At 71.4% G+C, this 23,072-nt stretch carries 20 protein-coding genes and 2 tRNA genes; 15 read left to right on the forward strand and 7 right to left on the reverse strand.

All coding sequences use genetic code 11. The features are described 5' to 3' along the window. Positions 1–2: 2 nt before the first annotated feature. Together recF and GSF22_RS00640 are read left to right on the forward strand one after the other, a co-directional pair. Positions 3–1,136, forward strand: a complete 1,134-nt coding sequence (recF, locus tag GSF22_RS00635; RefSeq protein ID WP_208810604.1) for a DNA replication/repair protein RecF — start codon at positions 3–5, stop codon at positions 1,134–1,136. Beyond that, positions 1,126–1,689 carry a DciA family protein gene (locus GSF22_RS00640; protein ID WP_208810605.1) on the forward strand — a complete coding sequence of 188 codons (564 nt, stop codon included), beginning with the start codon at positions 1,126–1,128 and terminating at the stop codon, positions 1,687–1,689. The genes recF and GSF22_RS00640 overlap by 11 nt, the downstream gene beginning before the upstream one ends. 116 nt (positions 1,690–1,805) lie before the next feature. On the opposite strand, the gene GSF22_RS00645 is transcribed toward GSF22_RS00640, so the two are convergent. Continuing rightward, complete coding sequence (locus GSF22_RS00645) at positions 1,806–2,360, reverse strand: hypothetical protein (protein ID WP_208810606.1); 555 nt, start codon at positions 2,358–2,360, stop codon at positions 1,806–1,808. 493 nt (positions 2,361–2,853) lie between these two features. Here GSF22_RS00645 and gyrB point away from each other — a divergent pair, with 493 nt between their 5' ends. The 6 genes from gyrB (at position 2,854) to GSF22_RS00675 (ending at position 8,847) form a co-directional block, all read left to right on the forward strand. Then, positions 2,854–4,797 (forward strand): DNA topoisomerase (ATP-hydrolyzing) subunit B, encoded by a 1,944-nt coding sequence (gene gyrB, locus GSF22_RS00650; protein WP_208810676.1) that lies wholly within the window; start codon positions 2,854–2,856, stop codon positions 4,795–4,797. A gap of 129 nt (positions 4,798–4,926) precedes the next feature. Continuing rightward, on the forward strand, positions 4,927–7,449 hold the full coding sequence (gene gyrA, locus GSF22_RS00655; protein ID WP_208810607.1) for a DNA gyrase subunit A: 2,523 nt from the start codon (positions 4,927–4,929) through the stop codon (positions 7,447–7,449). A gap of 3 nt (positions 7,450–7,452) precedes the next feature. Continuing rightward, positions 7,453–8,328: a DUF3566 domain-containing protein gene (locus tag GSF22_RS00660; RefSeq protein WP_208810608.1), complete on the forward strand. Its 876-nt coding sequence runs from the start codon at positions 7,453–7,455 to the stop codon at positions 8,326–8,328. 153 nt (positions 8,329–8,481) lie between these two features. After that, a tRNA-Ile gene (locus tag GSF22_RS00665) sits at positions 8,482–8,555 on the forward strand. Positions 8,556–8,598: 43 nt separating this feature from the next. Next, on the forward strand, positions 8,599–8,727 hold the full coding sequence (locus GSF22_RS00670; protein ID WP_208810609.1) for a DLW-39 family protein: 129 nt from the start codon (positions 8,599–8,601) through the stop codon (positions 8,725–8,727). Between the two features lie 47 nt (positions 8,728–8,774). Next, positions 8,775–8,847, forward strand: a tRNA-Ala gene (locus GSF22_RS00675). A gap of 310 nt (positions 8,848–9,157) precedes the next feature. Here GSF22_RS00675 and GSF22_RS00680 read toward each other — a convergent pair. Together GSF22_RS00680 and GSF22_RS00685 are read right to left on the reverse strand one after the other, a co-directional pair. Next, positions 9,158–10,024 (reverse strand): hypothetical protein, encoded by an 867-nt coding sequence (locus tag GSF22_RS00680; RefSeq protein ID WP_208810610.1) that lies wholly within the window; start codon positions 10,022–10,024, stop codon positions 9,158–9,160. Between the two features lie 149 nt (positions 10,025–10,173). Beyond that, entirely contained in the window at positions 10,174–14,610 is a 4,437-nt protein-coding gene (locus GSF22_RS00685; protein WP_208810611.1) for a cation-translocating P-type ATPase, read from the reverse strand. A gap of 150 nt (positions 14,611–14,760) precedes the next feature. Between GSF22_RS00685 and GSF22_RS00690 the strand changes: the two genes are divergently transcribed. The 4 genes from GSF22_RS00690 (at position 14,761) to GSF22_RS00705 (ending at position 16,941) form a co-directional block, all read left to right on the forward strand. Continuing rightward, positions 14,761–15,021: a hypothetical protein gene (locus GSF22_RS00690; protein ID WP_208810612.1), complete on the forward strand. Its 261-nt coding sequence runs from the start codon at positions 14,761–14,763 to the stop codon at positions 15,019–15,021. A 235-nt stretch (positions 15,022–15,256) separates the two neighbouring features. Beyond that, positions 15,257–16,042 (forward strand): SDR family oxidoreductase, encoded by a 786-nt coding sequence (locus GSF22_RS00695; RefSeq protein ID WP_208810613.1) that lies wholly within the window; start codon positions 15,257–15,259, stop codon positions 16,040–16,042. Between the two features lie 36 nt (positions 16,043–16,078). Then, positions 16,079–16,246, forward strand: coding sequence for a hypothetical protein (locus GSF22_RS00700; RefSeq protein ID WP_208810614.1), 168 nt, complete (start codon positions 16,079–16,081; stop codon positions 16,244–16,246). Positions 16,247–16,389: 143 nt separating this feature from the next. Next, a complete protein-coding gene (locus GSF22_RS00705; RefSeq protein ID WP_208810677.1) occupies positions 16,390–16,941 on the forward strand; it encodes a YbaK/EbsC family protein in 552 nt (183 codons plus the stop codon). Between the two features lie 117 nt (positions 16,942–17,058). On the opposite strand, the gene GSF22_RS00710 is transcribed toward GSF22_RS00705, so the two are convergent. The 3 genes from GSF22_RS00710 to GSF22_RS00720 form a co-directional block, all read right to left on the reverse strand. Next, positions 17,059–17,691 (reverse strand): DsbA family oxidoreductase, encoded by a 633-nt coding sequence (locus GSF22_RS00710; protein ID WP_208810615.1) that lies wholly within the window; start codon positions 17,689–17,691, stop codon positions 17,059–17,061. A gap of 20 nt (positions 17,692–17,711) precedes the next feature. Further along, positions 17,712–18,131, reverse strand: a complete 420-nt coding sequence (locus GSF22_RS00715; protein ID WP_208810678.1) for a SufE family protein — start codon at positions 18,129–18,131, stop codon at positions 17,712–17,714. An 85-nt stretch (positions 18,132–18,216) separates the two neighbouring features. Next, the gene (locus GSF22_RS00720) at positions 18,217–18,645 is read right to left on the reverse strand and encodes a CBS domain-containing protein (protein ID WP_208810616.1); all 429 of its coding nucleotides are present in this window, start codon (positions 18,643–18,645) and stop codon (positions 18,217–18,219) included. Positions 18,646–18,765: 120 nt separating this feature from the next. Here GSF22_RS00720 and GSF22_RS00725 point away from each other — a divergent pair, with 120 nt between their 5' ends. Then, entirely contained in the window at positions 18,766–19,380 is a 615-nt protein-coding gene (locus GSF22_RS00725) for a dTDP-4-dehydrorhamnose 3,5-epimerase family protein (RefSeq protein WP_208810617.1), read from the forward strand. Positions 19,381–19,456: 76 nt separating this feature from the next. Here GSF22_RS00725 and GSF22_RS00730 read toward each other — a convergent pair whose 3' ends face one another. Next, entirely contained in the window at positions 19,457–21,199 is a 1,743-nt protein-coding gene (locus GSF22_RS00730) for a proline--tRNA ligase (RefSeq protein ID WP_208810618.1), read from the reverse strand. A 170-nt stretch (positions 21,200–21,369) separates the two neighbouring features. On the opposite strand from GSF22_RS00730, the gene GSF22_RS00735 reads away from it, so the two are divergent. After that, entirely contained in the window at positions 21,370–21,900 is a 531-nt protein-coding gene (locus GSF22_RS00735) for a SigE family RNA polymerase sigma factor (RefSeq protein WP_208810619.1), read from the forward strand. Beyond that, a complete protein-coding gene (locus GSF22_RS00740) occupies positions 21,897–23,057 on the forward strand; it encodes a PD40 domain-containing protein (RefSeq protein ID WP_208810620.1) in 1,161 nt (386 codons plus the stop codon). Before GSF22_RS00735 ends, GSF22_RS00740 begins: the two co-directional genes overlap by 4 nt. Positions 23,058–23,072 lie beyond the last annotated feature (15 nt).

The following is a 23,072-nucleotide window of genomic DNA, read 5'->3' on the forward strand; positions in this document are numbered from 1 at the left end:
CCGTGTACGTCCACCGGCTCGAACTGGTCGACTTCCGCTCGTACGAGCGGGTGGCGATCGATCTTGAGCCGGGGCCGAACGTGTTCGTCGGGGCCAACGGGGTCGGCAAGACCAACCTGATCGAGGCGTTGGGTTACGTGGCGACCCTGGCCAGCCACCGGGTCGCCATGGACGCCCCGCTGGTCCGGATGGGCGCTTCGGCGGCGGTGATCCGGTGCGCGGTGGCACACGAGGGCCGAGAGCTGCTGGTCGAGCTGGAGATCGTGCCCGGCCGGGCCAACCGCGCCCGGCTGGGTCGGTCCCCGGTCCGGCGGGCCCGGGACGTGCTGGGTGCGCTGCGGATGGTGCTGTTCGCCCCCGAGGACCTGGAACTCGTCCGGGGTGACCCGGCCGAACGGCGGCGCTACCTCGACGAGCTGCTGGTCACCCGGCAGCCCCGGTACGCCGGGGTGCGCGCCGACTACGAGCGGGTGGTGAAGCAGCGCAACGCCCTGCTGCGGACGGCGTACCTGGCCCGGAAGACGGGTGGCTCCCGGGGGGCCGACCTGTCGACGCTGGACGTCTGGGACGCCCACCTGGCCCGGCACGGTGGCGAGCTGCTGGCCGGCCGACTGGAGCTGGTGGCCGCGCTGGGCCCGCACGTGGCCAAGGCGTACGACGCGGTGGCCGCCGGCCGGGGCGCGGCGGCGATGGCCTACCGGCCCACCGTCGAGCTGGGTACCGCCCCGGTGGACCGGGCGACGTTGCAGGAGGCCCTGGCCACCGCGTTGACCGACTCCCGGGCGGCCGAGGTGGAGCGGGGCACCACCCTGGTCGGCCCGCACCGGGACGAGTTGGCGCTCAGCCTCGGCCCGCTACCCGCCAAGGGGTACGCCAGCCACGGTGAGTCCTGGTCGTTCGCGCTGGCGCTGCGGCTGGCCGCGTACGACCTGCTGCGGGCCGACGGCATCGAACCGGTACTCGCGCTCGACGACGTCTTCGCGGAGCTGGACGCCGGCCGGCGGGACCGGCTGGCGGAGCTGGTCGGTGGGGCCGGCCAGCTCCTGGTGACCTGTGCGGTGGACGACGACGTGCCGGCGGCCCTGCGGGGCACCCGTTACCAGGTGGAGGAGGGGGCGGTACGCCGTGCCGGATGAACCCGTGACACCACCGCCGTCCCCGGCCGGGGCGAGCGGACCGGAGCTGGCCCGGGCGGTGCTCGACGCGGCGCGGGCCCGTCGGGAGGCGGCCCGTCCGCGTCGACGTAACCCGGGCGACCCGGCGTCCGGTGGCGCCGACGGCCGGGGTGGCACCGGACGCCGGCTGCGTGGCTATTCCGGTCCCGGGCCGGACCCCCGGGACCCGCAGCTGCTCGGGACGGTGCTGGCCCGGCTGATGAAGGCGCGCGGCTGGCAGCAGCCGGCCGCGGAGGCGACCGTCTTCGGTGCCTGGGAGCGGGTGGTCGGTCCGGAGATCGCCAAGCACAGCCGGCCGGTGAAACTGGAGGACGGCGAGCTGACCGTGGAGGCGGAGTCCACCGCCTGGGCCACCCAGCTCCGGCTGCTCACCGCTTCGCTGCTCACCCGGATCGCCCGTGAGGTGGGGCACAACGTCGTCCGCCGGCTGCACATCCACGGCCCGGCCGCGCCGTCCTGGTCACGGGGGCCGCGTCGGGTACGCGGCCGGGGCCCCCGCGACACCTACGGCTGACCGGTGGCCGGCTGCGGCCGTAGCCCGGATCTTCCGCTGCGGCCCCGGCCCGGATCTTCCGCTGCGGCACGTCGCCGGTCCGACGCGGGTCGCTGCCCGCGTCGGACCAGTGACGGTCAGGAGTTCGCGTAGACCGCGAAGCCCTTGTCGGCGCAGCGACGGTAGAAGCGGGCCAGGATGCCCAGCTCGGAGCGGGTGAAGTTCCACTGCGGCGGCGCGCCGGCCTTGTCCCGCAGGGCGTCGAGCCGGTTGTCCAGCCAGCGGAGTTGCTGGTCGGCGAGACGCCCGTCGGCCAGCGCGGCACGCAGGACGACGCCGACGCTGTCGAACGTGATCTCCTCGCCGTGCTCCCGGTGGCCCTCGACGAAGCGTTCCAGCCCACCGGCGATCCAGGCACAGCCGTCCGGGTCGATCACCGGGTCCTCGTCCTCGACGGCTGCTTCTGTGGCGTAGAGCACATTGTCCAGGCCGAGCAGGAGGTCGACCAGTTCGGTGTACGCGGTGGCCCGGACGGTGCCGGTCTGTGCGATCAGCCCGGCGAGGGCACCGGCGGGCGCGGGGATGCCGGGGTACTCGGCGATCGTGCCGAAGTCGACGAACTCGGCGGGGGCCACCGGTTCGTAGAAGCGGCCGGTCCTCGGCCAGTGCACCGCGACGTTGTCCAGCCCCATCGGGGGTCACCTTCCTGAAGGTTCTCGAACCGGGTGGGTCGATCGTCCGGTTCCGGGTCGGTGGATTGTGGACCCGCCGGACGGCGCCGCCAAATTACGGCACGGCCCGGACTCCGCGCGACCCCCGGGATTCCATGATCGGTTGCGGGATGTGTAGGGGGAGTCGCGGGCAGCGCAGTTCGGGCCGCTACGAACGTCTCAGCGCCCGTTACAGGGGTGCCGAGTGGTGGTTTCGTCACCGCCGCACAGTAGGATTGACGGCAGAGACGAGGACACGGTGCGGAGCGATGACGCGGGCTGAGCAAGTCCGGGCCACCGGTTCCCCGCCGGGTCCGAGCCGATCGCGATCCGCGGGCGACCGCGGCGACCGACGCATTCGGCGGCAATCCGGAACTGTATCGGGGCGCCGGTCCGTGCGCCGACGTCGCGTCCTGTCCGCCGTACCCGCACCCCCGTGCGCCCTGGCGCCGGGGGCGCGAGAAAGTGGCCCATGGTGTCAGCGCAGAACAAGCAGGAGTACGGCGCCGAGTCGATCACCGTTCTCGAAGGCCTGGAGGCGGTGCGCAAGCGGCCCGGTATGTACATCGGGTCGACCGGTGAACGGGGTCTGCACCACCTGGTCTGGGAGGTCGTCGACAACGCCGTCGACGAGGCACTTGCCGGGCACTGCGACACCATCGACGTGGTCCTGCTCGCCGACGGTGGGGTCCGGGTCACCGACAACGGCCGTGGCTTCCCGGTCGACCTGCACCCGAAGCTGAAGAAGCCGGGTGTCGAGGTCGCGCTCACCGTCCTGCACGCGGGCGGCAAGTTCGACGGCAAGGCGTACGCCGTCTCCGGTGGTCTGCACGGTGTGGGCGTGTCCGTGGTGAACGCCCTGTCGACCCGGATGGCCGTCGAGATCCACAAGTCGGGGTACGTCTGGCGGCAGAAGTACACCAACTCCAAGCCGTCGCCGCTGGAGAAGGGCGAGACCACCGACACGACCGGCTCGGCCGTGTCGTTCTGGCCGGACCCGGACGTCTTCGAGACGGTCAACTTCGACTTCCAGACCATCTACCGCCGCCTCCAGGAGATGGCCTTCCTCAACCGTGGCCTCACCATCCACCTGCTCGACGAGCGGGTCGAGGAGGAGGAAGGCCGGATGCGCGAGGTCACCTTCTGCTACAAGGGCGGCATCGCCGACTTCGTCCGGCACCTCAACGCCTCCAAGAACCCGATCCACAAGTCGGTGGTCGAGTTCGGCGCCGAGGAGGAGGGCATGTCGGTCGAGATCGCCATGCAGTGGAACGAGTCGTACGGCGAGTCGGTCTACACCTTCGCGAACACGATCAACACCCACGAGGGCGGTACCCACGAGGAGGGCTTCCGGGCCGCGTTGACCGGTGTGGTCAACAAGTACGGCACCGAGAAGAAGCTGCTCAAGGCCGACGAGAAGCTCTCCGGCGAGGACATCCGGGAGGGGCTGGCGGCGATCATCTCGGTCAAGCTGGCCAACCCGCAGTTCGAAGGGCAGACCAAGACCAAGCTGGGCAACACCCCGGTGAAGAGCTTCGTGCTGCGGGTCTGCAACGAGTGGCTGGTCGACTGGTTCGACCGTAACCCGGCCGAGGCGAAGCAGATCATCACCAAGGCGACCCAGGCCGCCCGGGCCCGGATCGCCGCCCAGCAGGCCCGCAAGCTGGCCCGGCGCAAGTCGCTGCTGGAGTCCGGTTCGATGCCGGGCAAGCTGGCCGACTGCCAGTCCACCGACCCGCGCGAGTCGGAGGTCTTCATCGTCGAGGGTGACTCGGCCGGTGGCTCGGCGAAGCAGGGGCGCGACCCACGGACCCAGGCGATCCTGCCGATCCGGGGCAAGATCCTCAACGTCGAGAAGGCGCGGATCGACCGGGTGCTGAAGAACAACGAGGTCCAGGCGCTGATCACCGCCCTGGGCACCGGCATCCACGACGACTTCGACATCGAGAAGCTGCGGTACCACAAGATCGTCCTGATGGCCGACGCGGACGTGGACGGGCAGCACATCCAGACCCTGCTGCTCACCCTCCTCTTCCGGTTCATGCGTCCGCTGGTGGAGTTGGGGCACGTCTACCTGGCCGCCCCGCCGCTCTACAAGATCAAGTGGAACAAGAAGGGCGACGACGCGCAGTACGCGTACTCCGACCGGGAGCGGGACGGCCTGATCGCGCTGCGCCAGCAGAAGAAGCCCAACGCCAAGCCGGACGACATCCAGCGGTTCAAGGGTCTCGGTGAGATGAACTACCCCGAGCTGTGGGACACCACGATGAACCCGGCCACCCGTACCCTGCGCCAGGTCACGCTCGACGACGCCGCAACCGCCGACGAGCTGTTCAGCGTTCTGATGGGTGAGGACGTCGAGGCGCGCCGCTCGTTCATCCAGCGCAACGCCAAGGACGTGCGCTTCCTGGACATCTGACCGGTGGCGCGGTGGTGGTCGGAGCTCTCCCGGTCCCCACCGCGTCCACATGGTTATCCACAGCTTCGTTGCTTCTCCACAGCGTTATCCACAGCACAAATGCGACTCTGATTCTGATAAGGGTTAACAGTGACTGATACTCCCGAGCCCAACCCGAGCGAAGCGGGCGCGACAGAGACCGGCGGCGCCGCGATCGTGGCGCACGACCGCATCGAGCCGGTCGGGCTCGAAGTCGAGATGCAGCGTTCCTACCTCGACTACGCCATGAGTGTCATCGTGGGTCGCGCGCTGCCGGACGTCCGGGACGGTCTCAAGCCGGTCCACCGCAAGATCCTCTACGCCATGTTCGACTCCGGCTACCGCCCGGACCGGGGGTACGTGAAGTGCTCCCGGGTCGTCGGGGACGTGATGGGCCAGTTCCACCCGCACGGCGACTCGGCCATCTACGACGCGCTGGTCCGGATGGCCCAGCCCTGGTCGCTGCGGTACCCGCTGGTCGACGGCAACGGCAACTTCGGTTCGCCCGGAAACGACCCGGCTGCGGCCATGCGCTACACGGAGTGCAAGCTCGACCCGCTGGCCATGGAGATGCTGCGGGACATCGATGAGGACACCGTCGACCTCCAGGACAACTACGACGGCCGGGCCAAGGAACCCACCATCCTGCCGTCGCGCATCCCCAACCTGCTGATCAACGGCTCCGAGGGCATCGCGGTGGGGATGGCCACCAAGATCCCGCCGCACAACCTGCGCGAGATCGGCGCGGCCGTGCAGTGGTGCCTGGAGCACCCGGACGTCGACGAGGCGACCACCCTCGACGCGCTCATCGAGATCGTCAAGGGCCCGGACTTCCCCACCTACGGCCTGATCGTCGGTACCCAGGCCATCCAGGACGCGTACCGCACCGGCCGTGGCTCCATCCGGATGCGCGCCGTGGTCGAGGTCGAGGAGGACAAGCGGGGCCGTCCCTGCCTGGTGGTCAGCGAGCTGCCGTACCAGGTCAACCCGGACAACCTGGCCGAGCGGATCGCCGAGCTCATCAAGGAGGGCAAGCTCGCCGGCATCGCCGACATCCGGGACGAGTCCTCCGGGCGTACCGGTATGCGGATCGTGCTGGTGCTGAAGCGCGACGCGGTCGCCAAGGTGGTGCTCAACAACCTCTACAAGCACACCCAGCTCCAGGAGACCTTCGGCGCCAACATGCTGGCCCTGGTCGACGGGGTGCCACGCACGCTCAACCTGGCCCAGTTCATCCGGTACTACGTCGAGCACCAGATCGACGTGATCCGTCGGCGGACCGCGTTCCGGTTGCGCAAGGCGGAGGAGCGGGCGCACATCCTGCGCGGTCTGGCCAAGGCACTCGACGCCCTGGACGAGGTGATCGCCCTGATCCGGCGCTCGCCCACGGTCGAGGACGCCCGGCAGGGTCTGATCCGGCTGCTGGAGATCGACGAGATCCAGGCGACCGCGATCCTGGACATGCAGCTGCGCCGGCTGGCCGCCCTGGAGCGGCAGAAGCTCCTCGACGAGCTGGCCAAGCTGGAGCTGGAGATCGCCGACCTGAAGGACATCCTGGCCAAACCGGAACGGCAGCGGAAAATCGTTTCGGAGGAGCTCGGCGAGATCATCGCCAAGTGGGGTGACGAGCGGCGGACGAAGATCGTGCCGTTCGACGGCGAGGTCTCGATGGAGGACCTGATCGCCCGCGAGGACGTGGTCGTCACGATCACCCGGACCGGGTACGCCAAGCGGACCAAGGTCGACCTGTACCGCTCCCAGCGGCGCGGCGGCAAGGGGGTCAGCGGGGCCACGCTGCGGCAGGACGACATCGTCAGCCACTTCTTCGTCTGCTCGACCCACGACTGGATCCTGTTCTTCACGAACAAGGGTCGGGTGTACCGGGCCAAGGCGTACGAGTTGCCGGAAGCCAGTAGGGTGGCCAAGGGCCAGCACGTGGCCAATCTGCTTGCTTTCCAAGCGGACGAGCAGATCGCGCAGATCATCGAGATCCCGGACTACCAGGTGGCTCCCTATCTGGTACTGGCCACGAAGAACGGCCTGGTGAAGAAGACGAAACTGGAGGAGTTCGACTCCAACCGGTCCGGCGGCATCATCGCGATCAACCTGCGCGACGAGGACGAGCTGGTCGGTGCCGCCCTGGTCGCGCCCGAGGACGACCTGCTGCTGGTCTCCAAGAACGCCCAGGCGATCCGCTTCAACGCCACCGACGAGGCACTGCGGCCGATGGGCCGGGCGACCTCCGGTGTGATCGGCATGCGCTTCACCGACGACGACGTCCTGCTGGCCATGGAGGTGGTCCGCGAGAACATGGACGTTCTGGTGGCGACGAACGGGGGATACGCAAAACGTACCCCGATTGAGGAATACCCGGTCCAGGGCCGGGGAGGCAAGGGTGTGCTGACTGCGAAGATCACGGAACGACGTGGCGGGCTGGTCGGTGCAGTGGTGATCAACCCGGATGACGAACTGTTCGCGATCACCAGTAACGGTGGCGTCATCCGGACTCCGGTGAAGCCTGTACGCCGTACGCGTGACCGGAACACAATGGGGGTCAAGCTGATGGACCTCCCGGACGGCGTGACTATCGTGGCGATTGCTCGAAATGCCGACGAGCCTGACGAACAGGACTAGTTGATGACGGAGACACAGGCGAAGTCGGGAGCTGCGGGGACCCCGGCCAACCCGGTCGACGGGGAGGGCGCCAAAGGCGGCACCCCGGCAGCCGGCCGGGCGGCTGTGGGTCGCGCGGCAGTTCCCGCCGATGCGCCTGCCCCCAAGTTCACCCGGGCTCCCGGCATGGCACCGCCGCCGGACCAGCCTGCCGAGGAGACCGGAGTGCAGCAGCCGGAGAAGACCGGCGGTGATGGCGCCGCCACCGCCACACCCACCGCCGCTGCCGCTACCCCTGGAGTCACCGTGCCGGCCGGACCGAACACCACCGCTGCGCTTCCCCGGGACGCCCAGGCGACCGGTACCCTGCCGCGCATCGACGGGGCGCGGGCCCCGATGGGCGCCGCGCGGCCCAACAACGGCGGCAGTCTGCCGCCCGGGGTGGGTGCGGGTGGGGCCGCGGTCGGGGCGGCCCGGGTGAACGACGCGGTACGCGCGGCGCGGAGCACGGTCAGCTCCGCCGCGTCGCGGGGTCCGCGCCGGGCCCGGCTGAACCTCAAGCGGATCGACCCCTGGTCGGTCATGAAGTTCGCGTTCGCGGTGTCCCTGGTGCTGTTCATCGTGGTCGTCGTCGCGACCTCGGTGCTCTACCTGGCGTTGGACGCGATGGGGGTGTTCGCCAGTGTCAACGACAGCCTGACCGACCTGGTCAGCGCGGGTGGTGGGCAGGGGACCAGCGGCTTCCGGATCACCGCCAAGGGGGTCATCCTCAGCTCGGCGCTGATCGGCCTGGTCAACGTGGTGCTCTTCACCGCTCTGGCCACCCTCGGGGCCTTCGTCTACAACGTCTGCGCCGACCTGGTCGGTGGGATCGAGTTGACCCTCGCCGAGCGGGACTGAGCCGGTCGTCGTCGCAGTACCGGCACATCGGGGCGCCGCGAAAGCGGTCGCCCCGATGTGCTGTTTCCGGGTACTCTCGCCCAGGTCGGGGGTGCTCGGGGACCCCGATTTGAGGACTGGCGGGCGGGTGCGATAGCCTTGCTCGTCGCTTACGGGGCTATAGCTCAGTCGGTTAGAGCGCAGAGCTGATAACTCTGAGGTCGCTGGTTCGATTCCAGCTAGCCCCACTTCACACCCGTCCGACAACGGTCGAGCGCAAGGGGTCGCCCCATGGTCAAGAAGCTGCTGTTGCTTGTCGGCATCGTGGGTGTAGCCGCACTGGTCGTCAAGAAGGTCAAGGACGCGAACGACGAGCGCGCCCTGTGGCACGAGGCGACCACCTCGCCCGACCTGCGCTGAATCCCGCTGGACGCACCTGCCCCACCGGGTGGGTGCAGTCCGCGCCCGGGGCCGTAGCTCAACTGGCAGAGCACTGCCTTTGCAAGGCAGGGGTTAGGGGTTCGAGTCCCCTCGGCTCCACTTCTCCACTTCTCTACAGGCGTTCCGCCTGACCCAAGAGCATCCAGAGCAACGTCGGTACAACCCATCGTTGATCTTGGAAACAGTGGCCCGGTTCGCGGCCGACCGAAGCGCGGCACCGACGACGCGAGGCGGTTCCGCTGTGGCGACCGCCCTGGGGGCGTGACCGGGTTGCTGGTGGGCCGTGGCCGGGTGAACGGCATGCCGCCCCTCGACGCGGGTGAACGGCGGCATGCCGTTGGTCGACGACGTCACGGTCGTGGGCCGTGCCCGACCCGGCGGGACCGCCGGGTACGCCGTGGACCGTCGGTCAGTTGGCGCAGGTGGCGTACGCCCGGACCTTCCAGTTGCTGCTGAAACCGGTCTCGTCCTCGACCGCGCTCACCGTGACGGTGGTGTCGGAGCTGGCGAAGACGGCGGTGAGGCGTACCTGGCCGTCTCCGCCGACGATCTCCGCCCCGACGCCGTGCACCTTCTTGCCGGAGGTGCAGCTGACGTTGATGCTCTTCGAGGTGGCGGAGTCGTAGGCGCTGTCGTCGAGCCGAACCTCGTACCCGGCGGGCTGGGTGGCGCAGATGGCACGCGCCTGTACCTGCCAGTTGCTGTCGAATCCGGTCTCGTCCTCTGCGCCGGCCACCGTGACACTGGTGCCGTTGATCCGCAGATCCTCCAGGATCAGCTCGCTGTTCCCGGCGCCGTTGACCGCGCCACCCACGCCGATCGCGACGGTACCGATGGGGCAGGAGACGGTGTGCCAGTTCGTCGACGACGACATCCAGGCCGAGCTGCCGGACACGACGGTGTAGCCGGCGGGCGCCGGGGCGCAGACCACGGCGGAGGTCAGCAGCCAGTTGGCCGAGGTACCCGTCGCGTCCTCACGGCCGGTCACCGAGAACGCGGTGTTGCCGGACAACGGCAGCATGATGTCCATGCCGACCTGGCCCGAGGCGCCGGTGACGATGCCGCCACCGCCGAGCAGCACGCTGCCTGCGGGGCAGGACTGGTTCTGCGTCTTGGCCAGGCTGTTGCTCGGGCCGGTGCTGCTCTGTCGGATCAGACCCGGGACCGCCGCCGCCGGTGCGGCGAGCGTCAGCTGGGCGAGCACCACTGCGCTGAGCAGGCCACCAGCAACGGTGGTCACCCGGTTCCGGCGGCTCTGGTCTGGTCGTCTGGGCATGTAGCTTTCCTCCCGAATCGCGATGGGTGGCCGGTTCTGCTCCGTACCGGCCGTCCCGGTCGCGTCAGGCTACACAGTGGACAGTGGTGGTAGGCGGCGTCGAGGTGTTGGGCTGACGACACTGACGGACTTTGGACCCGGGCCGATGGTCAGCGCGGTGGTGGCAGCCGGTCGATCAGCCGGGCCAGGGCGGTGTTACCCAGTGTGGCGCCGAGCGCCGACCCGGTGGCGATGCCCCAACCCACCGGTCCGAGCGGCGTGCAGCCGAAGAAGTGACTGAGCCCCGGGGTCTGCACGATCCCGACCAGCACCCCGATCGACGCGGCGGTGGAGGCGATCACGGCCGGGCTGGCCCCGCCCGCGAGCAGGGTCTGGCCGAGCTGTGTACCGACCAGCGAGGCGAGGGCGACGGTGTCGGCCCGGCGACGGCGACCGGTGTACCGGGCGAGGGTCCAACCGGCGGTGGCGCCGAGAGTGGTGGCAGCGGCGCGCAGCCCGATCTCCCGGCTCAGGCTGGCGCCCAGCGAGGTGTCCGGCCCCTCACCGAGCAGGTCGTCGGTCCGGTCCGGGTTCGGTGGGCGTACCGCGATGGCCAGCGCCGGCACCAGGTCGGTGAGCAGGTTGACCAGCAGCAGTTGCCGGCCGTTCAGCGCCGAGCGCCCGGTGGTGGCGGCGGTGAGCACGCTGAACGCGATCTCCCCGAGGTTTCCGCCGACCAGGATGCTGAGAGCGTGGCGTACCGACGACCACATCGCCCGCCCCTCGACCAGGGTGGCGATGATGGTCTCCAGCCGGTCGTCGGTGACGACCAGGTCGGCGGCGGCCCGGGCGGCGGGCGTACCCCGCCGGCCCAGCGCGATGCCCACGTCGGCGAGCCGGATCGCGGGAGCGTCGTTCGCGCCGTCGCCGGTCATCGCGACGGTACGCCCGGCCTGCTGGAGGGCCTGGATGATGCGGACCTTGTGGGCCGGCGTGCACCGGGCCACGACGTCGGTGGCGGCGAGCCGGGCGGCGAGTGCCGCGTCGTCCAGGTCGTCGAGTTCGGTGGCGGTGACGACCCGCTGGTCGGCGCCGTCCGGGCTGATGGTGTCGGCGATCGCCTCGGCCGTGGCCGGATGGTCTCCGGTGATCATGATGGTGTGCACACCGGCGGCGCGGATCCGCCGGACGGCCGGGGCGGCGCTGGCGCGGATCCCGTCCGCCAACGCGAGGAAGCCGACGAAGACCAGGTCGCGGACATCCTCGTCGGTGACCCCGGGGTCGGTACCCGCCGGTAGTGGGCATTCGGCGACCGCCAGGATCCGGTGTCCGCCGCCGGCATGCCGGGTGAGGACCTGCTGAAGCTCCGCCCGACCCGACTCGTCCAGCGGCCGGTCCCGGCCGCCGACCCGGCGGCTGGTACATCGCGGCAGCACGGTCTCCGGTGCCCCCTTGACGCTGAGCAGCAACCGGCCGCCGCAGGTGGCGGTGGTGGCGTGGTACCCCCGGGAGGGCTCGAAGGGCAGCCCACCGGCCGGTTCCCAGCCCGTCGTGCCGGTGTCGGGACGTACCTCGGCCTGCTGCGCGCCGAGCAGCACCGCCCGGTCGGTCTGCTGCGGCAGGTCCTCCGGTCGCGCCGCCACCGGGGTGGCCCGCAGTGCCGCGGCGAGGACGCGTTGGAGCGTACCGTCGAGGCGGTCGGGCGGGCCGTAGTCGACGCCGTCGCCCACCCCGGCGAGCCGGAGCTCCCCCTCGGTGAGGGTGCCGGTCTTGTCGAAGCAGAGCACGTCGACCCGCCCCAGCGCCTCGATGGTGCGCGGGTTGCGGACCAGGGCGCCGTGCTCGGCGAGCCGACGGGCCGCCGCGAGCTGGGCAGCGCTGACCAGGAACGGCAATCCCTCCGGTACGGACGCCACGGCGAGGTTGGCGGCGGTGGCGGCGGTCTCCGCCAGGGGTACGCCCCGCAGCAGTCCGGCCCCGGCCACGGCGACCGCCGAACTGGCCGCGAGCGGGATGGAGGCCCGGGTCAACCGGCCCAGGCGTGCCTCGACGCCGTTGACCGGTGCCGCCTGCCCGGCCAGGGCCATGCCCCGACCCACCTCGGTCGCCGAGCCGGTGGCCACCACCACCGCCACGGCCTGCCCGGCGGCCACGGTGGTCCCTTCGTAGAGCATCGAGCGCCGCTCGGCGACGGCCGGGGCGACCACCGGCCTGGTGGTCTTGGCGACCGGCAGGGACTCACCGGTCAGGGACGACTCGTCGGCCTCCAACCCGACCGACTCGACGATCCGGCAGTCTGCGGGGACCGCGTCACCCGGTTCGAGCACGATCAGGTCACCGGGTACCAGATCCTCGGCGGGAAGGACCTGTTCGGTGCCGTCCCGGCGTACCCGGGCGGTGACCGCCGAGCGGGACAGCAGTTCCGCCAGCGAGCGTTCCGTACGGACCTGGTGTGCGGCACCGATCAGCGCGGAGCCGCCGACCACCCCGCCCACCAGGGCGGCATCGACGAACGACCCGAACGCGGCGGAGAGCGCCGCTCCGGCGACGAGTACCGGGGTCAACGGGTTGGACAGCTCGTCGACGAAGGCCCGGAGCAGGCCTGCCGGTCCGGGTGCGGCCGCACCGTCGGGGGTGTGCCGCCGGCGTGCCTCGGCGGTGGTCAGACCGTCCGGGCCGGTGTCCAGCCGGTCCAGCACCACGTCCACCGGCATGAGATGCCAGGCGGTGGAGACCGGTGCCGGCGGGTGCGGGCGGCCGTGGACGCGGTGCGCGGACCAGACCCCGTGGGCGAACGCCAAGCCGGCGGCACCGTTGACCGCTGCCAGGGCCCGGGACGGGAGCTGCGCCGGGTCGGTGGTGAACGCGGCGATGCCGGCCAGGCCACTGCCGGCAGCGGCCAGGCCGATGCTCTGCCTGACGAGCCGTCGGGCCGCCCCGGTCGCCTCGATGACCAGGGCGGGTACCCGCAGGTCGGCGCCGACCAGCAGATGCGCGCCCCACGGCGGCGGGTCGTCCGGCCCGCCCACGCCGAGCCCGCAGTCGGCGGCGGCCAGCGCGGTCCGGTCGGCGGAGACCAGCAGCACCATGGCCCCGTCGGCCTGGAGCGAACGGACCGACTCGGCGAGCCGGGCCCCACCGGGCAGCACGGCGTCGGCGTAGCCGTACCGGGACCCGTCGTCGGTGGCCACCACCAGCCGGAGACCGGCCTGCCGGGCGGCGGCGGGCAGGGCGTCCGCGCCGGAGGCCGGTTCCGGGTCGACCCGGATCACCGCCGCCAGCCGGTCACCCTCGGCCAGCCCGAGCACGGTCCCGCCCCCGGTACGGATCCGCCGGACGTCGTCGCTCTGCGCGCCCCCGCTGTCCGTTTCCCCGGTGGCCGCCTCCCCGGTGCCCGGCGGTCCGGGCACGTCGAGGGCGGCGAGTGGACCGAGCCGCCACCCGTCGCCCTGTTGCAGGGCGTCCGGGGCGGTCGGGTCGAAGAGGGCGAAGGCGCGTACCGCCACCTGCTCCGGGTCAGCACCGGGCAGCGGAGCCAGGTCGGTGAGGATACCCCGGGAGGAGAGCAGCACCGCAGCGTCCAGGACGACCGTGTCGATCCGGTCGAGTTCCCGGAGCACGGAGCGGTCCATGGCGACCACCCCCCGCCGGGCGAGCACCATACCGAGGTGGGCGGCGTACCCCTCACGACCGGAACCGGGCGCCTTCGGCAGGGTCGCCAGGCCGAGCGAGGCGGCCCGCTTCCGGCCGATCACAGGAGCCGCGACGGCGGCAGCGGCGGCTCCGGCGGCCAGTACCCGACTCGTGTACCGCTCGACCGGCCCGTCCGGCTTCGGTCGGGGCCGGCCGGCCACCGGGATCGGGGCGGCAGCCCGTTCCGGGGTACCGGTGAGTGCAGGCTCGGCCCGACCCCACGCGCGCAGGTGGGCGTGTGCCTCCTGCCACTGCACGATCCGCTGCGCGCCGTCCAGCACGATGCCCGCCCAGCCGCCGGTCAGCCCCTGCACCACCGCTTCGGCCAGCGGGAAGAGGTTGTCCGCCCAGTGGTGTCCGGGAAGTTCCCGGTTGGCGAGGTCGTGCAGCCTGGGATGCAGGTCGACGGCGGTGAGCAGTCCGGCGACCTCGCCGGGGACCGGGGTGAACGGCAGGATCCGGGTGGCGGCGCTGATGGTCAGACCGAGAGCGTCCGCCGCCAGGGTGCCGACCGCCCGCCGGGTCCGGGGACCCTCCTCGGGCGGATGCGGTGTCGGCGCGTCGGGATCCGGTTCGTGATCCGAGATGCGCTCCACCGCCGCGACCATGGCGATCAGGTCCCGCAGTCGTGGTTCCGGTGGTTGCACCGCCACCACGACCCGTCCGGTCGGTGCGTTGACCCGGGCCCACGCCACCCCCGGTAGCCGTTCCAGAGCGTGCTCGACCTGTCGGGCCAACCGGTCGCCGCCGTCCTGGCAGACCCCACGGACCTCGATGTGGTGCCGACCGGGCCGGGACCACACGCCACGTGGGGTCAGGCCGGCGGCCCGGGCGAGCCGACCGGCTGCCGCACCGGCCTGCCGGGAAAGGCCCGCGAGGTCAGGCAGGCGTACCGGTGGGCGTCCCTGACCCATCTCGCCTCCCGTGCCGCATCTCGGGTCGGCTGGCTTCCCGGCGTACCGCCCGTTATGCCCCCGGGACCCGGGGAAGTTTCCGACGTCGGCCGGGCATGGTGCGGTCCGGTCGTGGAATGCGCCGGGAGGATCACGAGGGGAGAGAGCACGATGAGCGAACTGACCCGGCACCTGACGGAACCCGGCAGAGCGGTACGGAGGTACGGCCACCGGGTGGAGGTGCCGTTGCTGGGTGAGGTGGCGGTGCCGACGCCCGACAAGGTGGCGTACTACGCCGGCCTGGGGGTGCTGGCGGCGTTGCAGGTGATCGAGTGGCCGCTCGCCCTGGTGATCACCGCCGGTCACCTGCTAGCCGACCAGCATCTCTCCGGACTGGCCAAGGGGCTCGGCGAGGCACTCGAAGCCGCCTGACACCCGCCGACCCTTGACCTGAAGTCCGCTTCAACCCGCAGGCTGGGACGGGGCGGCCCGATGGCCCGCTGTCGGGACGCCTGCGAGACGGTGGGTGCCGGCCTGTCGCGCGACGGGGGGCGGCAGGGCGGCACCCGACCGAATCAGCCCGCACCGTCACATCCGCTGCCGCTGTCCCGTCCGATCCGGTGCAGGCGTGCCGGGGGTCGGCACGCAGGTACGGAGGGAGAGTCGGATGCGGGTACTGGTGACCGGAGCGAGCGGCACACTGGGCAGTGCTCTGGTACCCCGGCTGGTCGACGCGGGGCACCAGGTTCGGGCCATGAGCCGGCGCCCGCGTACCGGATCAGGGTTGCAGTGGGTGACGGCGGACCTGGCCACCGGCGCGGGGATCACCGGGGCGGTGGCCGGTGTGGACGCGGTGGTGCACCTCGCCTCGGTGCCGTTCCCCGGCCGCCGTACCGCCCGGGTCGACGTCGCCGGGACCCGCCGCCTCGTCACCGCCGCGACCTCGGCCGGTGTCGGACACCTGCTCCACGTCTCCATCGTCGGCGTGGACCGGGTGCCGTTCGGCTACTACCGGCACAAGGTGGCGGCGGAGGCGGTGGTCCGCAACGCGCCGGTGCCGTGGACGGTCCTGCGGGCCACCCAGTTCCCACAACTGCTGGACACGATGCTGCGGGTGGCCGGCACGCTCGGACCGGTGATCGGGGACCCGGCGATCATGGCTCAACCCGTCGACCCCCGCGACGTCGCCGAGCGGATCGTCACCCGGCTGGCCACCGGTCCCCTCGACGACCTGGAGGAGTTCGGTGGACCGCAGGTACTCCGCTTCGACGAGGCGGCCCGGGCGTGGCTCGCCGCGCGGCACTCGACCCGCCCCCTGCTGCGGGTACCCGCCCCGGGGCAGCTCGGCCGCGCGCTGCGGGCCGGCCGGCTGACCACCACGGCGACCCCTCGGGGCAGCCGGACCTGGGCGGACTACCTTGCTGACACGTACGGGGGAGCGCACCGGAAATGACACCGACCCGGAACCGTCCGGACCTAACGTGACGCCATGTTCATCTTCGTCGCCACGGTGCTCCTCTACGTGTTCGGCTTCGTCTTCCTGTACGGCGTGATCCGGCTGGCGGTCCGGCACGGCATCGAGGACGTCGAGTCGCGGCGGTCGGACACCCCGGACGCAGCCCGTTCGACCGCCCGGGACACCCGCGCCCTGGTGTAGGGATGTGCGGTAAGGAAGGGCCCCCGCTTAACGCTTTCGGTAGAGGAAGGGCCCCTTATTAACACCTGTGCACAACCGCCCCCGTGTGCCGTCGCCGCTGGCATGGGCGGCGGGCGGTCCGGGGTGCGAGGATCACAGACGTGATGGGGACCCTGAAGACCGAGCCGGCCCGGAGCCGGCTCGACCTGCTCGCGCAGCCGGTGGCGGCAGCGGTCGAACAGTGGCCGACGGATGCACCGGTGGACGTCGACGACGTGCTGGTGGCTCCGATCGACGCGGATCTCGCCGACACGGCAGCCTTCTGCGCTGCGTACGACGTGGGGCTCGACGTCTCGGCGAACTGCGTGATCGTGGCGGGGAAGCGCGAGGGTGGGATCAGATACGCGGCCTGTCTCGTCCTGGCCACCACCCGTGCCGACGTCAACGGGGTGGTCCGCCGGCACCTGGGCGTACGCAAGGCGAGCTTCGCGCCGATGGCCGACGCGGTCGAGTCGACCGGCATGGAGTACGGCGGGATCACCCCGATCGGCCTGCCGGAACAGTGGCCGATCCTGGTCGATCCGCGGGTGATCGCTACGCCGTACGTCATCATCGGGTCCGGTCTGCGGCAGAGCAAGATTGCCCTGCCCGGACCGGCGTTGGCTGCCCTGCCCAATGCCGAGGTGGTGGAAGGCCTGGCCAGGCCGGTCGACTGAACGGCAGTGGTCGATACCGTTGCACGTGAAACCATGCCGGACGGCAGAAACCACGCCGGAACGTGAGACCGGGCTGAACCGCGAGGCCGTGCCGGACGCGCGAGACGCGCGAGACCGTCAGCTGCCCGTCTCGCGGCGGGTCACCTCGTCCAGAGCTGCCCGAAGGGTCGCCGGCTCCTGAGCCCCGGTCACCGCGTACCTGCCGGCCAGGACGAAGGTGGGCACGCTGCTGACGCCCAGCTCGCGGGCGGCCTCCAGTTCGGCGCGTACCTCTGCCGCGTCAGCGGTCGACGTGAGGAACGCGGCGGTCTCGTCGCGGTCGAGGCCGACCCCGACGGCGAGCGTGACCAGCGCCGCATGGTCGCCCACGTCGACCCCTTCGGTGAAGTGGGCCCGGTAGAGGGCCTCCACCAGTTCGGCTTCCCGGCCGCGCCCTGACGCGAACCGGACCAGCCGGTGCGCGTCGAAGGTGTTCGCCGCCACCGCACGGTCGAAGTTCATGGTGATCCCGACGCTGGCAGCCACCCCGGTGACCTGTGCGGCAATCGCGCGGGCCCGGTCCGGACCGCCGAACTTGTCGGCCAGCGCGTCCAGCAGTGGCTGGGGATGCGCCACCGGTCGGGGGTCGAGCTGGAAGGGGCGGTAACGCACCGTCACCGGGTGGTTGTACGACTCCAGCGCCTGCTCCATGCGGCGCTTGCCGATCCAGCACCAGGGGCAGACCACGTCAGCGTAGATCTCGATCTCCATGACGTGGGACAACCCGCAGGTCAGGTGATCTGTTCCCGTACCTGTCGCTTCAGCCGGGCCAGGATGGCGTTGCCGCCGCGCACCCGGAGCGGACTGATCGCCTGAGCCAGACCCATCCGTTGGTAGAGATCGTCCGGCACGGCGAGTACCTGCTCGGCGCTCGCATCGGCCAGCCCGTCGGCGAGGATGCCGGCGAAGGCCCGGGTGGTGGGTGCCTCGGGCGGGCAGTCGAACCAGGTGGTGACCGTCCGGTCAGGGTTCACCCGGGCGCGCAGGAAGAAGGCGGTCTGGCACTCCGGTACCTGCTCCATGCCCGCCCGGTCGGGGAACTCGGCCGGCAGCGGCGGGATCTCGTCGGAGAATTCGAGCAGCATCTCCAGCACCACCTCGCGGGGCGCGGCGGCGAACTCCTCGACGATCTCGGCGAGCCTCGTCGGCATGGTGGCGTCGGCAGACATGTGCCCAGGTTACCGGTGTTAATAAGGGGCCCTTGCTCTACCGAAAGCGTTAACAGGGGGCCCTTCCTTACTGCCGGGCGGGGGCCTTTTCGGCGATGTCGCTCAGCGCGGAGTTGGGGTCCAGGCACATGGCCAGGTCGCCGAGGGAGATGATGCCGACGAGTTGCCGCTCGGCGTCACAGACGAGGACCCGCCGTACCCCCCGCTCCCGCATCAGGTTCGCGGCGTCTGCAGCGTTGGAGTGCTGCTCGATCATCACGACCTCCCGGGTGGTGATCGAGCCGATGGTGGTCGACCTCGGGTCCTTCCGCTCGGCCACCGCCCGGACCACGATGTCCCGGTCGGTGACCATGCCGACCAGGCTCGCGCCCTCGGTCACCACGATGTCGCCGATGTCGGCCTCCCGCATCGCGATCGCCGCCTCGTCCAGAGTGGTCTCCGCCGGGAGGTAGATCACCTCTTTGGTCATCACGTCGGCGACGCGGTAGGTAGTCATCGGAACCCTTTCACAGCACACCGGAGCGGATGCCCGTTCTGATACCCCGTCAGCGGTGTGTTACACCCTGTCGGCGTTGCGATACCGGCGCGACCTGCGGAATCACCTACCGTGAAGGCCATGAAGGCCACCGAACTGTCGATACCAGGTGCCTGGGAGTTCGTACCCCAGCAGTACCCGGACGACCGGGGTACGTTCCTGGTCTGGTACGACGCGACGGTCTTCGCCGACGTGCTGGGCTTCACCCTCGACGTGGCCCAGGCCAACCACAGTGTCTCCCGACGGGACGTGGTGCGGGGCGTGCACTGGGCCGACGTGCCACCCGGTCAGGGGAAGTACGTCTACTGTCCCCGGGGGGCCGTGCTCGACGTCGTCGTCGACCTCCGGGTCGGCTCGCCCACCTTCGGCCGGCACGAGACGGTACGGCTGGACCCGGTGGAGCACCGGGCCCTCTACCTCTCCGAAGGGCTGGGGCACGCGTTCGTCTCCCTCGCCGACGACAGCGTGCTCTGTTACCTCTGCTCGACCGGGTACAACCCGGGTCGGGAGCACGTGGTGAACGCGCTGGACCCCGACCTCGCCCTGCCGTTGCCGGCCGACCGGCCACTGGTCCGGTCCGCCCGGGACACCGACGGCCCCGGGCTGGCGGAACTCGCGGCGGCCGGCCGGCTGCCGTCGTACGAGCAGTGCCAGCAGCACTACCGCGAACTGCGCAGCCGGCACCGCACCCGCTGAGAGAGCAGGCCAGCCGACCAGGGCCATCGGTGACGCCGTCGCTGAGATCAGCGGCGACCACCGGTCGAGCCGACGGTCACGCTCCGGTCAGCCGGGCCACCAGGGTATCCACCGGCACCTCGTCGCGCTCCCCCGTGGGCCGGTCACGCAGCTCGACGTACCCGTCGGCGAAGCGGCGGCCGACCACGACGGTGCGGGGGATGCCGATCAGCTCGGCATCGGTGAACTTCACCCCGGCGGAGACGTGGGTCCGGTCGTCGACCAGCACCCGCAGGCCCCGGCCGGCGAGCTGCCCGCCGAGGTCGAGCGCCGCGTCGACCTGCGGCCCCTTGCCGGCCGCCACCAGGTGTACGTCGCACGGCGCGACCTGCGCCGGCCAGACCAGTCCCCGCTCGTCGTGGTGCTGCTCGGCGATCGCGGCGACCGCCCGGGACACCCCGATCCCGTAGCAGCCCATGGTCGGGCGGACCGGCTTGCCGGCCGGACCGAGCACGTCGACCGCGAACGCGTCGGTGAACCGGCGTCCGAGCTGGAAGATGTGCCCGATCTCGATGCCCCGCCGGATGGTCAGGGTGCCGGCGGCGCAGGCGGGGCAGGGGTCGCCGGCCCGCACCTCCGCCGCCTCGACGGTGCCGTCCGGGACGAAGTCCCGCCCGCAGACCACGTCGACGGCGTGCCGGCCGGGCTCGTTCGCGCCGGTCAACCAGGCGGTACCCGGGACCACGCGCGGATCCACCAGGTACCGGATGCCGAGGCCGGCCAGGACCTGCGGCCCGATGTACCCGCGCACCAGTTCCGGCCGGTCGGCGAAGCCGTCGAACATGGTCACCGTGGCCGGATGCAGGGCCGCCCCGACCCGCTTCAGGTCCACGTCGCGGTCCCCGGGTACGCCGACGACCAGCAGCTCCGGCTCGTCGGCGCCGGGCCGCCGGACGGACAGCACCACGTTCTTGAGGGTGTCGGCGGCGGTCCAGCCCGTCCGGTCCCCGAGCCGGCGGGCGTTGGCCAGCTCCACCAGGCTGTCGATGGTCGGGGTGTCCGGGGTGTCGTACACCCGCATCGGCGGTGCGGCGTGCGGGTCCCCGGCCGGCGGGGCGGGGGTGGTCACCGCTTCGGTGTTCGCCGCGTAGTCGCAGCCGGTGCAGGCGACGAAGGTGTCCTCGCCGACCTCGCTGGCCGCGACGAACTCCTCCGAGACCGAGCCGCCCATCGCACCGGAGGTGGCGGCGACGACCGTGTGGTCCAGGCCGAGCCGGTCGAAGACCCGCCGGTACGCGTCGCGGTGCCGTTCGTACGCGGCGGCGAGACCCGCCTCGTCCAGGTCGAAGGAGTACGCGTCCTTCATCAGGAACTCGCGTCCGCGCAGCAGCCCGGCCCGGGGACGGGTCTCGTCGCGGAACCTGGTCTGGATCTGGAACAGCGTCACCGGAAAGTCCCGGTACGACGTGAAGAGGTCCTTCACCAGCAGGGCGGCCATCTCCTCGTGGGTCGGGGCGAGCAGGTGCTCCGCGCCGCGCCGGTCGGCGAGGGTGAAGATGTCGTCGCCGTACTCGACCCACCGGCCGCTGGTGCGGTAGGGCTCGGCCGGCAGGAGCGCCGGGAAGAGCACCTCCTGGTCGCCGATCGCCGTCATCTCCTGCCGGACGACGTCGGCGACCCGGTCCAGCACGAGCTTCCCCAGCGGCAGCCAGGTGTAGCCGCCCGGTGCGGCCCGGCGCAGGTAACCGGCCCGCAGCAGCAGCCGGTGGCTCGGCACCTCGGCGTCCGCCGGGTCCTCGCGGAGGGTCCGGAGCAACAGGGTGGACATGCGCAGCAGCATCCGGGCAGCGTACGACCGCAGGGCCGGGACGCTCGGCAGAATTTCCCGGCCGACTGCCGAGTTTCACGTCGACTGTCGGAAATCGGCGGATCGACCGGCAACCGTGCCGGACCAGGGTGACGTCTGGAAAGGCATCGAAGTCGCGCACCATTACCCAAGGATCGGCTCGTGTGGATGCTCTCCTGACTGAGTTCGACTCGTTCGTACGGACCCGAACCCCCGCACTACTGCGGTCGGCGTACCTGCTGACCGGGGACCAGCACCTGGCCGAGGACCTGGTGCAGTCCGCGTTGGCGCGTACCCACCGGTCGTGGCGCCGGCTGCACCACAGCGGCAACGCCGAGGCGTACACCCGCAAGGTGATGTACCACCTCCAGGTCTCCTGGTGGCGGCGTCGCCGGATCGCCGAATCCATGCCCGGCGACCTGCCCGAGCCGAGCGGAGGCGGCTCGGCCCCGGACCACGCCCAGCAGACCACCCTCCGGCTCACCCTCCGGGCCGCGTTGCAGAAACTGTCGGCCCGGCAGCGGGCCGTCCTGGTGCTGCGGTTCTACGAGGACCGCAGCGAGACCGAGGCCGCCGAACTGCTCGGCGTGACCGTCGGCACCGTCAAGAGCCAAACGTCGAAGGCCCTGGCCAGGCTCCGCACCGTCGCCCCGGAGATCGTCGAGCTGTACGTACTGGAGGGAAGCACCCGATGACCCCCGACCGTTTCCGTGCCGACCTGGCCGACCTGGCCGACGAGGTGACCTCGGTCGACCTGCGTGACCGGGCCGTGCGTACCTCCCACCGGCTCCGCATCCGGCGGGTCGTCGCCATCTCCGCCGCCGCGCTGGTGCTGCTCGGTGCCGCCACCGGTACCGCGATCGTGCTGCGTTCCGGCGGTACGGCCGCGCCACAACTACCGGCCGGGACGCCGTCCGTCACCGCTCCGGTACAGCCGGCTCCCGTGCCGTCGACGGCCGACCCGTCGGTACCGGCCGGCGGCGGCCCCTCGAATCTGCCCGGTGCCCCGTTCGGCCAGCTCTTCTACGGTCAGGGACCGGAGATGACGGACGCGGAGCGCGGCCGGGTCTACTCGCTCCGACCCGGCTCGACCCCGGCCCGGCTACTGGAGCTACCACGCATGGCGGCGCTGCTCAACGCCGCGGTCTCACCGGATGGCCGGCGGATCGTCTGGGTGGACGAGCAGGCGGCGCTCTGGCTCGCCGACGTGGACGGTACCGACCGGCGCAAGCTCCGGGACGGGGTGGACGGCCAGTGCTGGGGTCCGACCTGGGCGCCCGACTCGGACCGGCTTGCCGTCGCACTGGTCACCCCGACCAGCCCGGGTGATTACCGGACCGGGGTCCTCGACGTCGGGTCGGGGACGTTCACCGAGGTCGGGAAGCTCAAGGGCTGCCACCCCCTCTGGTCGGCCGACGGCCGGGTCCTGGCCTTCCCGGACGGGGACACCGGCCGGGTGGTTGTCGCCGACCCGGACGGTACCGGCCAACGCTTCATTCCGGACCTGGGTGGTGACGCCCGGTACGACAGCTTCGACGTGGCCGGTCTCTCCCCGGACGGGACCCGGATCGCACTCCTGCGCCGGGGCCCCGACGTACCCTCCGGCGACGTCGCCCGCGAGTTGGCCGTCAACGCCGTACTCGACACCCGCACCGGAGCCGAGATCGGACTACCGCTGGGTGGGCACCGGCTGCTCCAGGCGTACTTCCAGAGCGACGGCAATCTGCTGGCCCGGGTACGGGCCGGCACCGGCAACCGGCTGATGCTGATCTCCCCCGACGGCCGGAAGCTCGCGGAGACCGCCGAACCGGCGGCGCTGAAGGACATGCAGATCATCCAGGTCACGGGCTGATCCGGCCGACGTGAC

The organism is Micromonospora echinofusca, assembly GCF_017614955.1.
GTDB classification, from domain to species: domain Bacteria; phylum Actinomycetota; class Actinomycetes; order Mycobacteriales; family Micromonosporaceae; genus Micromonospora; species Micromonospora echinofusca_A.

Coding starts and splice junctions, on each gene's coding strand:
- GSF22_RS00645 (WP_208810606.1), bottom strand. CDS start 2,360: ATGGGGCTGGACAACGTCGCGGTGCACTGGCCGAGGACCGGCCGCTTC.
- GSF22_RS00660 (WP_208810608.1), top strand. CDS start 7,453: ATGACGGAGACACAGGCGAAGTCGGGAGCTGCGGGGACCCCGGCCAAC.
- GSF22_RS00670 (WP_208810609.1), top strand. CDS start 8,599: ATGGTCAAGAAGCTGCTGTTGCTTGTCGGCATCGTGGGTGTAGCCGCA.
- GSF22_RS00680 (WP_208810610.1), bottom strand. CDS start 10,024: ATGCCCAGACGACCAGACCAGAGCCGCCGGAACCGGGTGACCACCGTT.
- GSF22_RS00685 (WP_208810611.1), bottom strand. CDS start 14,610: ATGGGTCAGGGACGCCCACCGGTACGCCTGCCTGACCTCGCGGGCCTT.
- GSF22_RS00690 (WP_208810612.1), top strand. CDS start 14,761: ATGAGCGAACTGACCCGGCACCTGACGGAACCCGGCAGAGCGGTACGG.
- GSF22_RS00695 (WP_208810613.1), top strand. CDS start 15,257: ATGCGGGTACTGGTGACCGGAGCGAGCGGCACACTGGGCAGTGCTCTG.
- GSF22_RS00700 (WP_208810614.1), top strand. CDS start 16,079: ATGTTCATCTTCGTCGCCACGGTGCTCCTCTACGTGTTCGGCTTCGTC.
- GSF22_RS00705 (WP_208810677.1), top strand. CDS start 16,390: ATGGGGACCCTGAAGACCGAGCCGGCCCGGAGCCGGCTCGACCTGCTC.
- GSF22_RS00710 (WP_208810615.1), bottom strand. CDS start 17,691: ATGGAGATCGAGATCTACGCTGACGTGGTCTGCCCCTGGTGCTGGATC.
- GSF22_RS00715 (WP_208810678.1), bottom strand. CDS start 18,131: ATGCCGACGAGGCTCGCCGAGATCGTCGAGGAGTTCGCCGCCGCGCCC.
- GSF22_RS00720 (WP_208810616.1), bottom strand. CDS start 18,645: ATGACTACCTACCGCGTCGCCGACGTGATGACCAAAGAGGTGATCTAC.
- GSF22_RS00725 (WP_208810617.1), top strand. CDS start 18,766: ATGAAGGCCACCGAACTGTCGATACCAGGTGCCTGGGAGTTCGTACCC.
- GSF22_RS00730 (WP_208810618.1), bottom strand. CDS start 21,199: ATGCTGCTGCGCATGTCCACCCTGTTGCTCCGGACCCTCCGCGAGGAC.
- GSF22_RS00740 (WP_208810620.1), top strand. CDS start 21,897: ATGACCCCCGACCGTTTCCGTGCCGACCTGGCCGACCTGGCCGACGAG.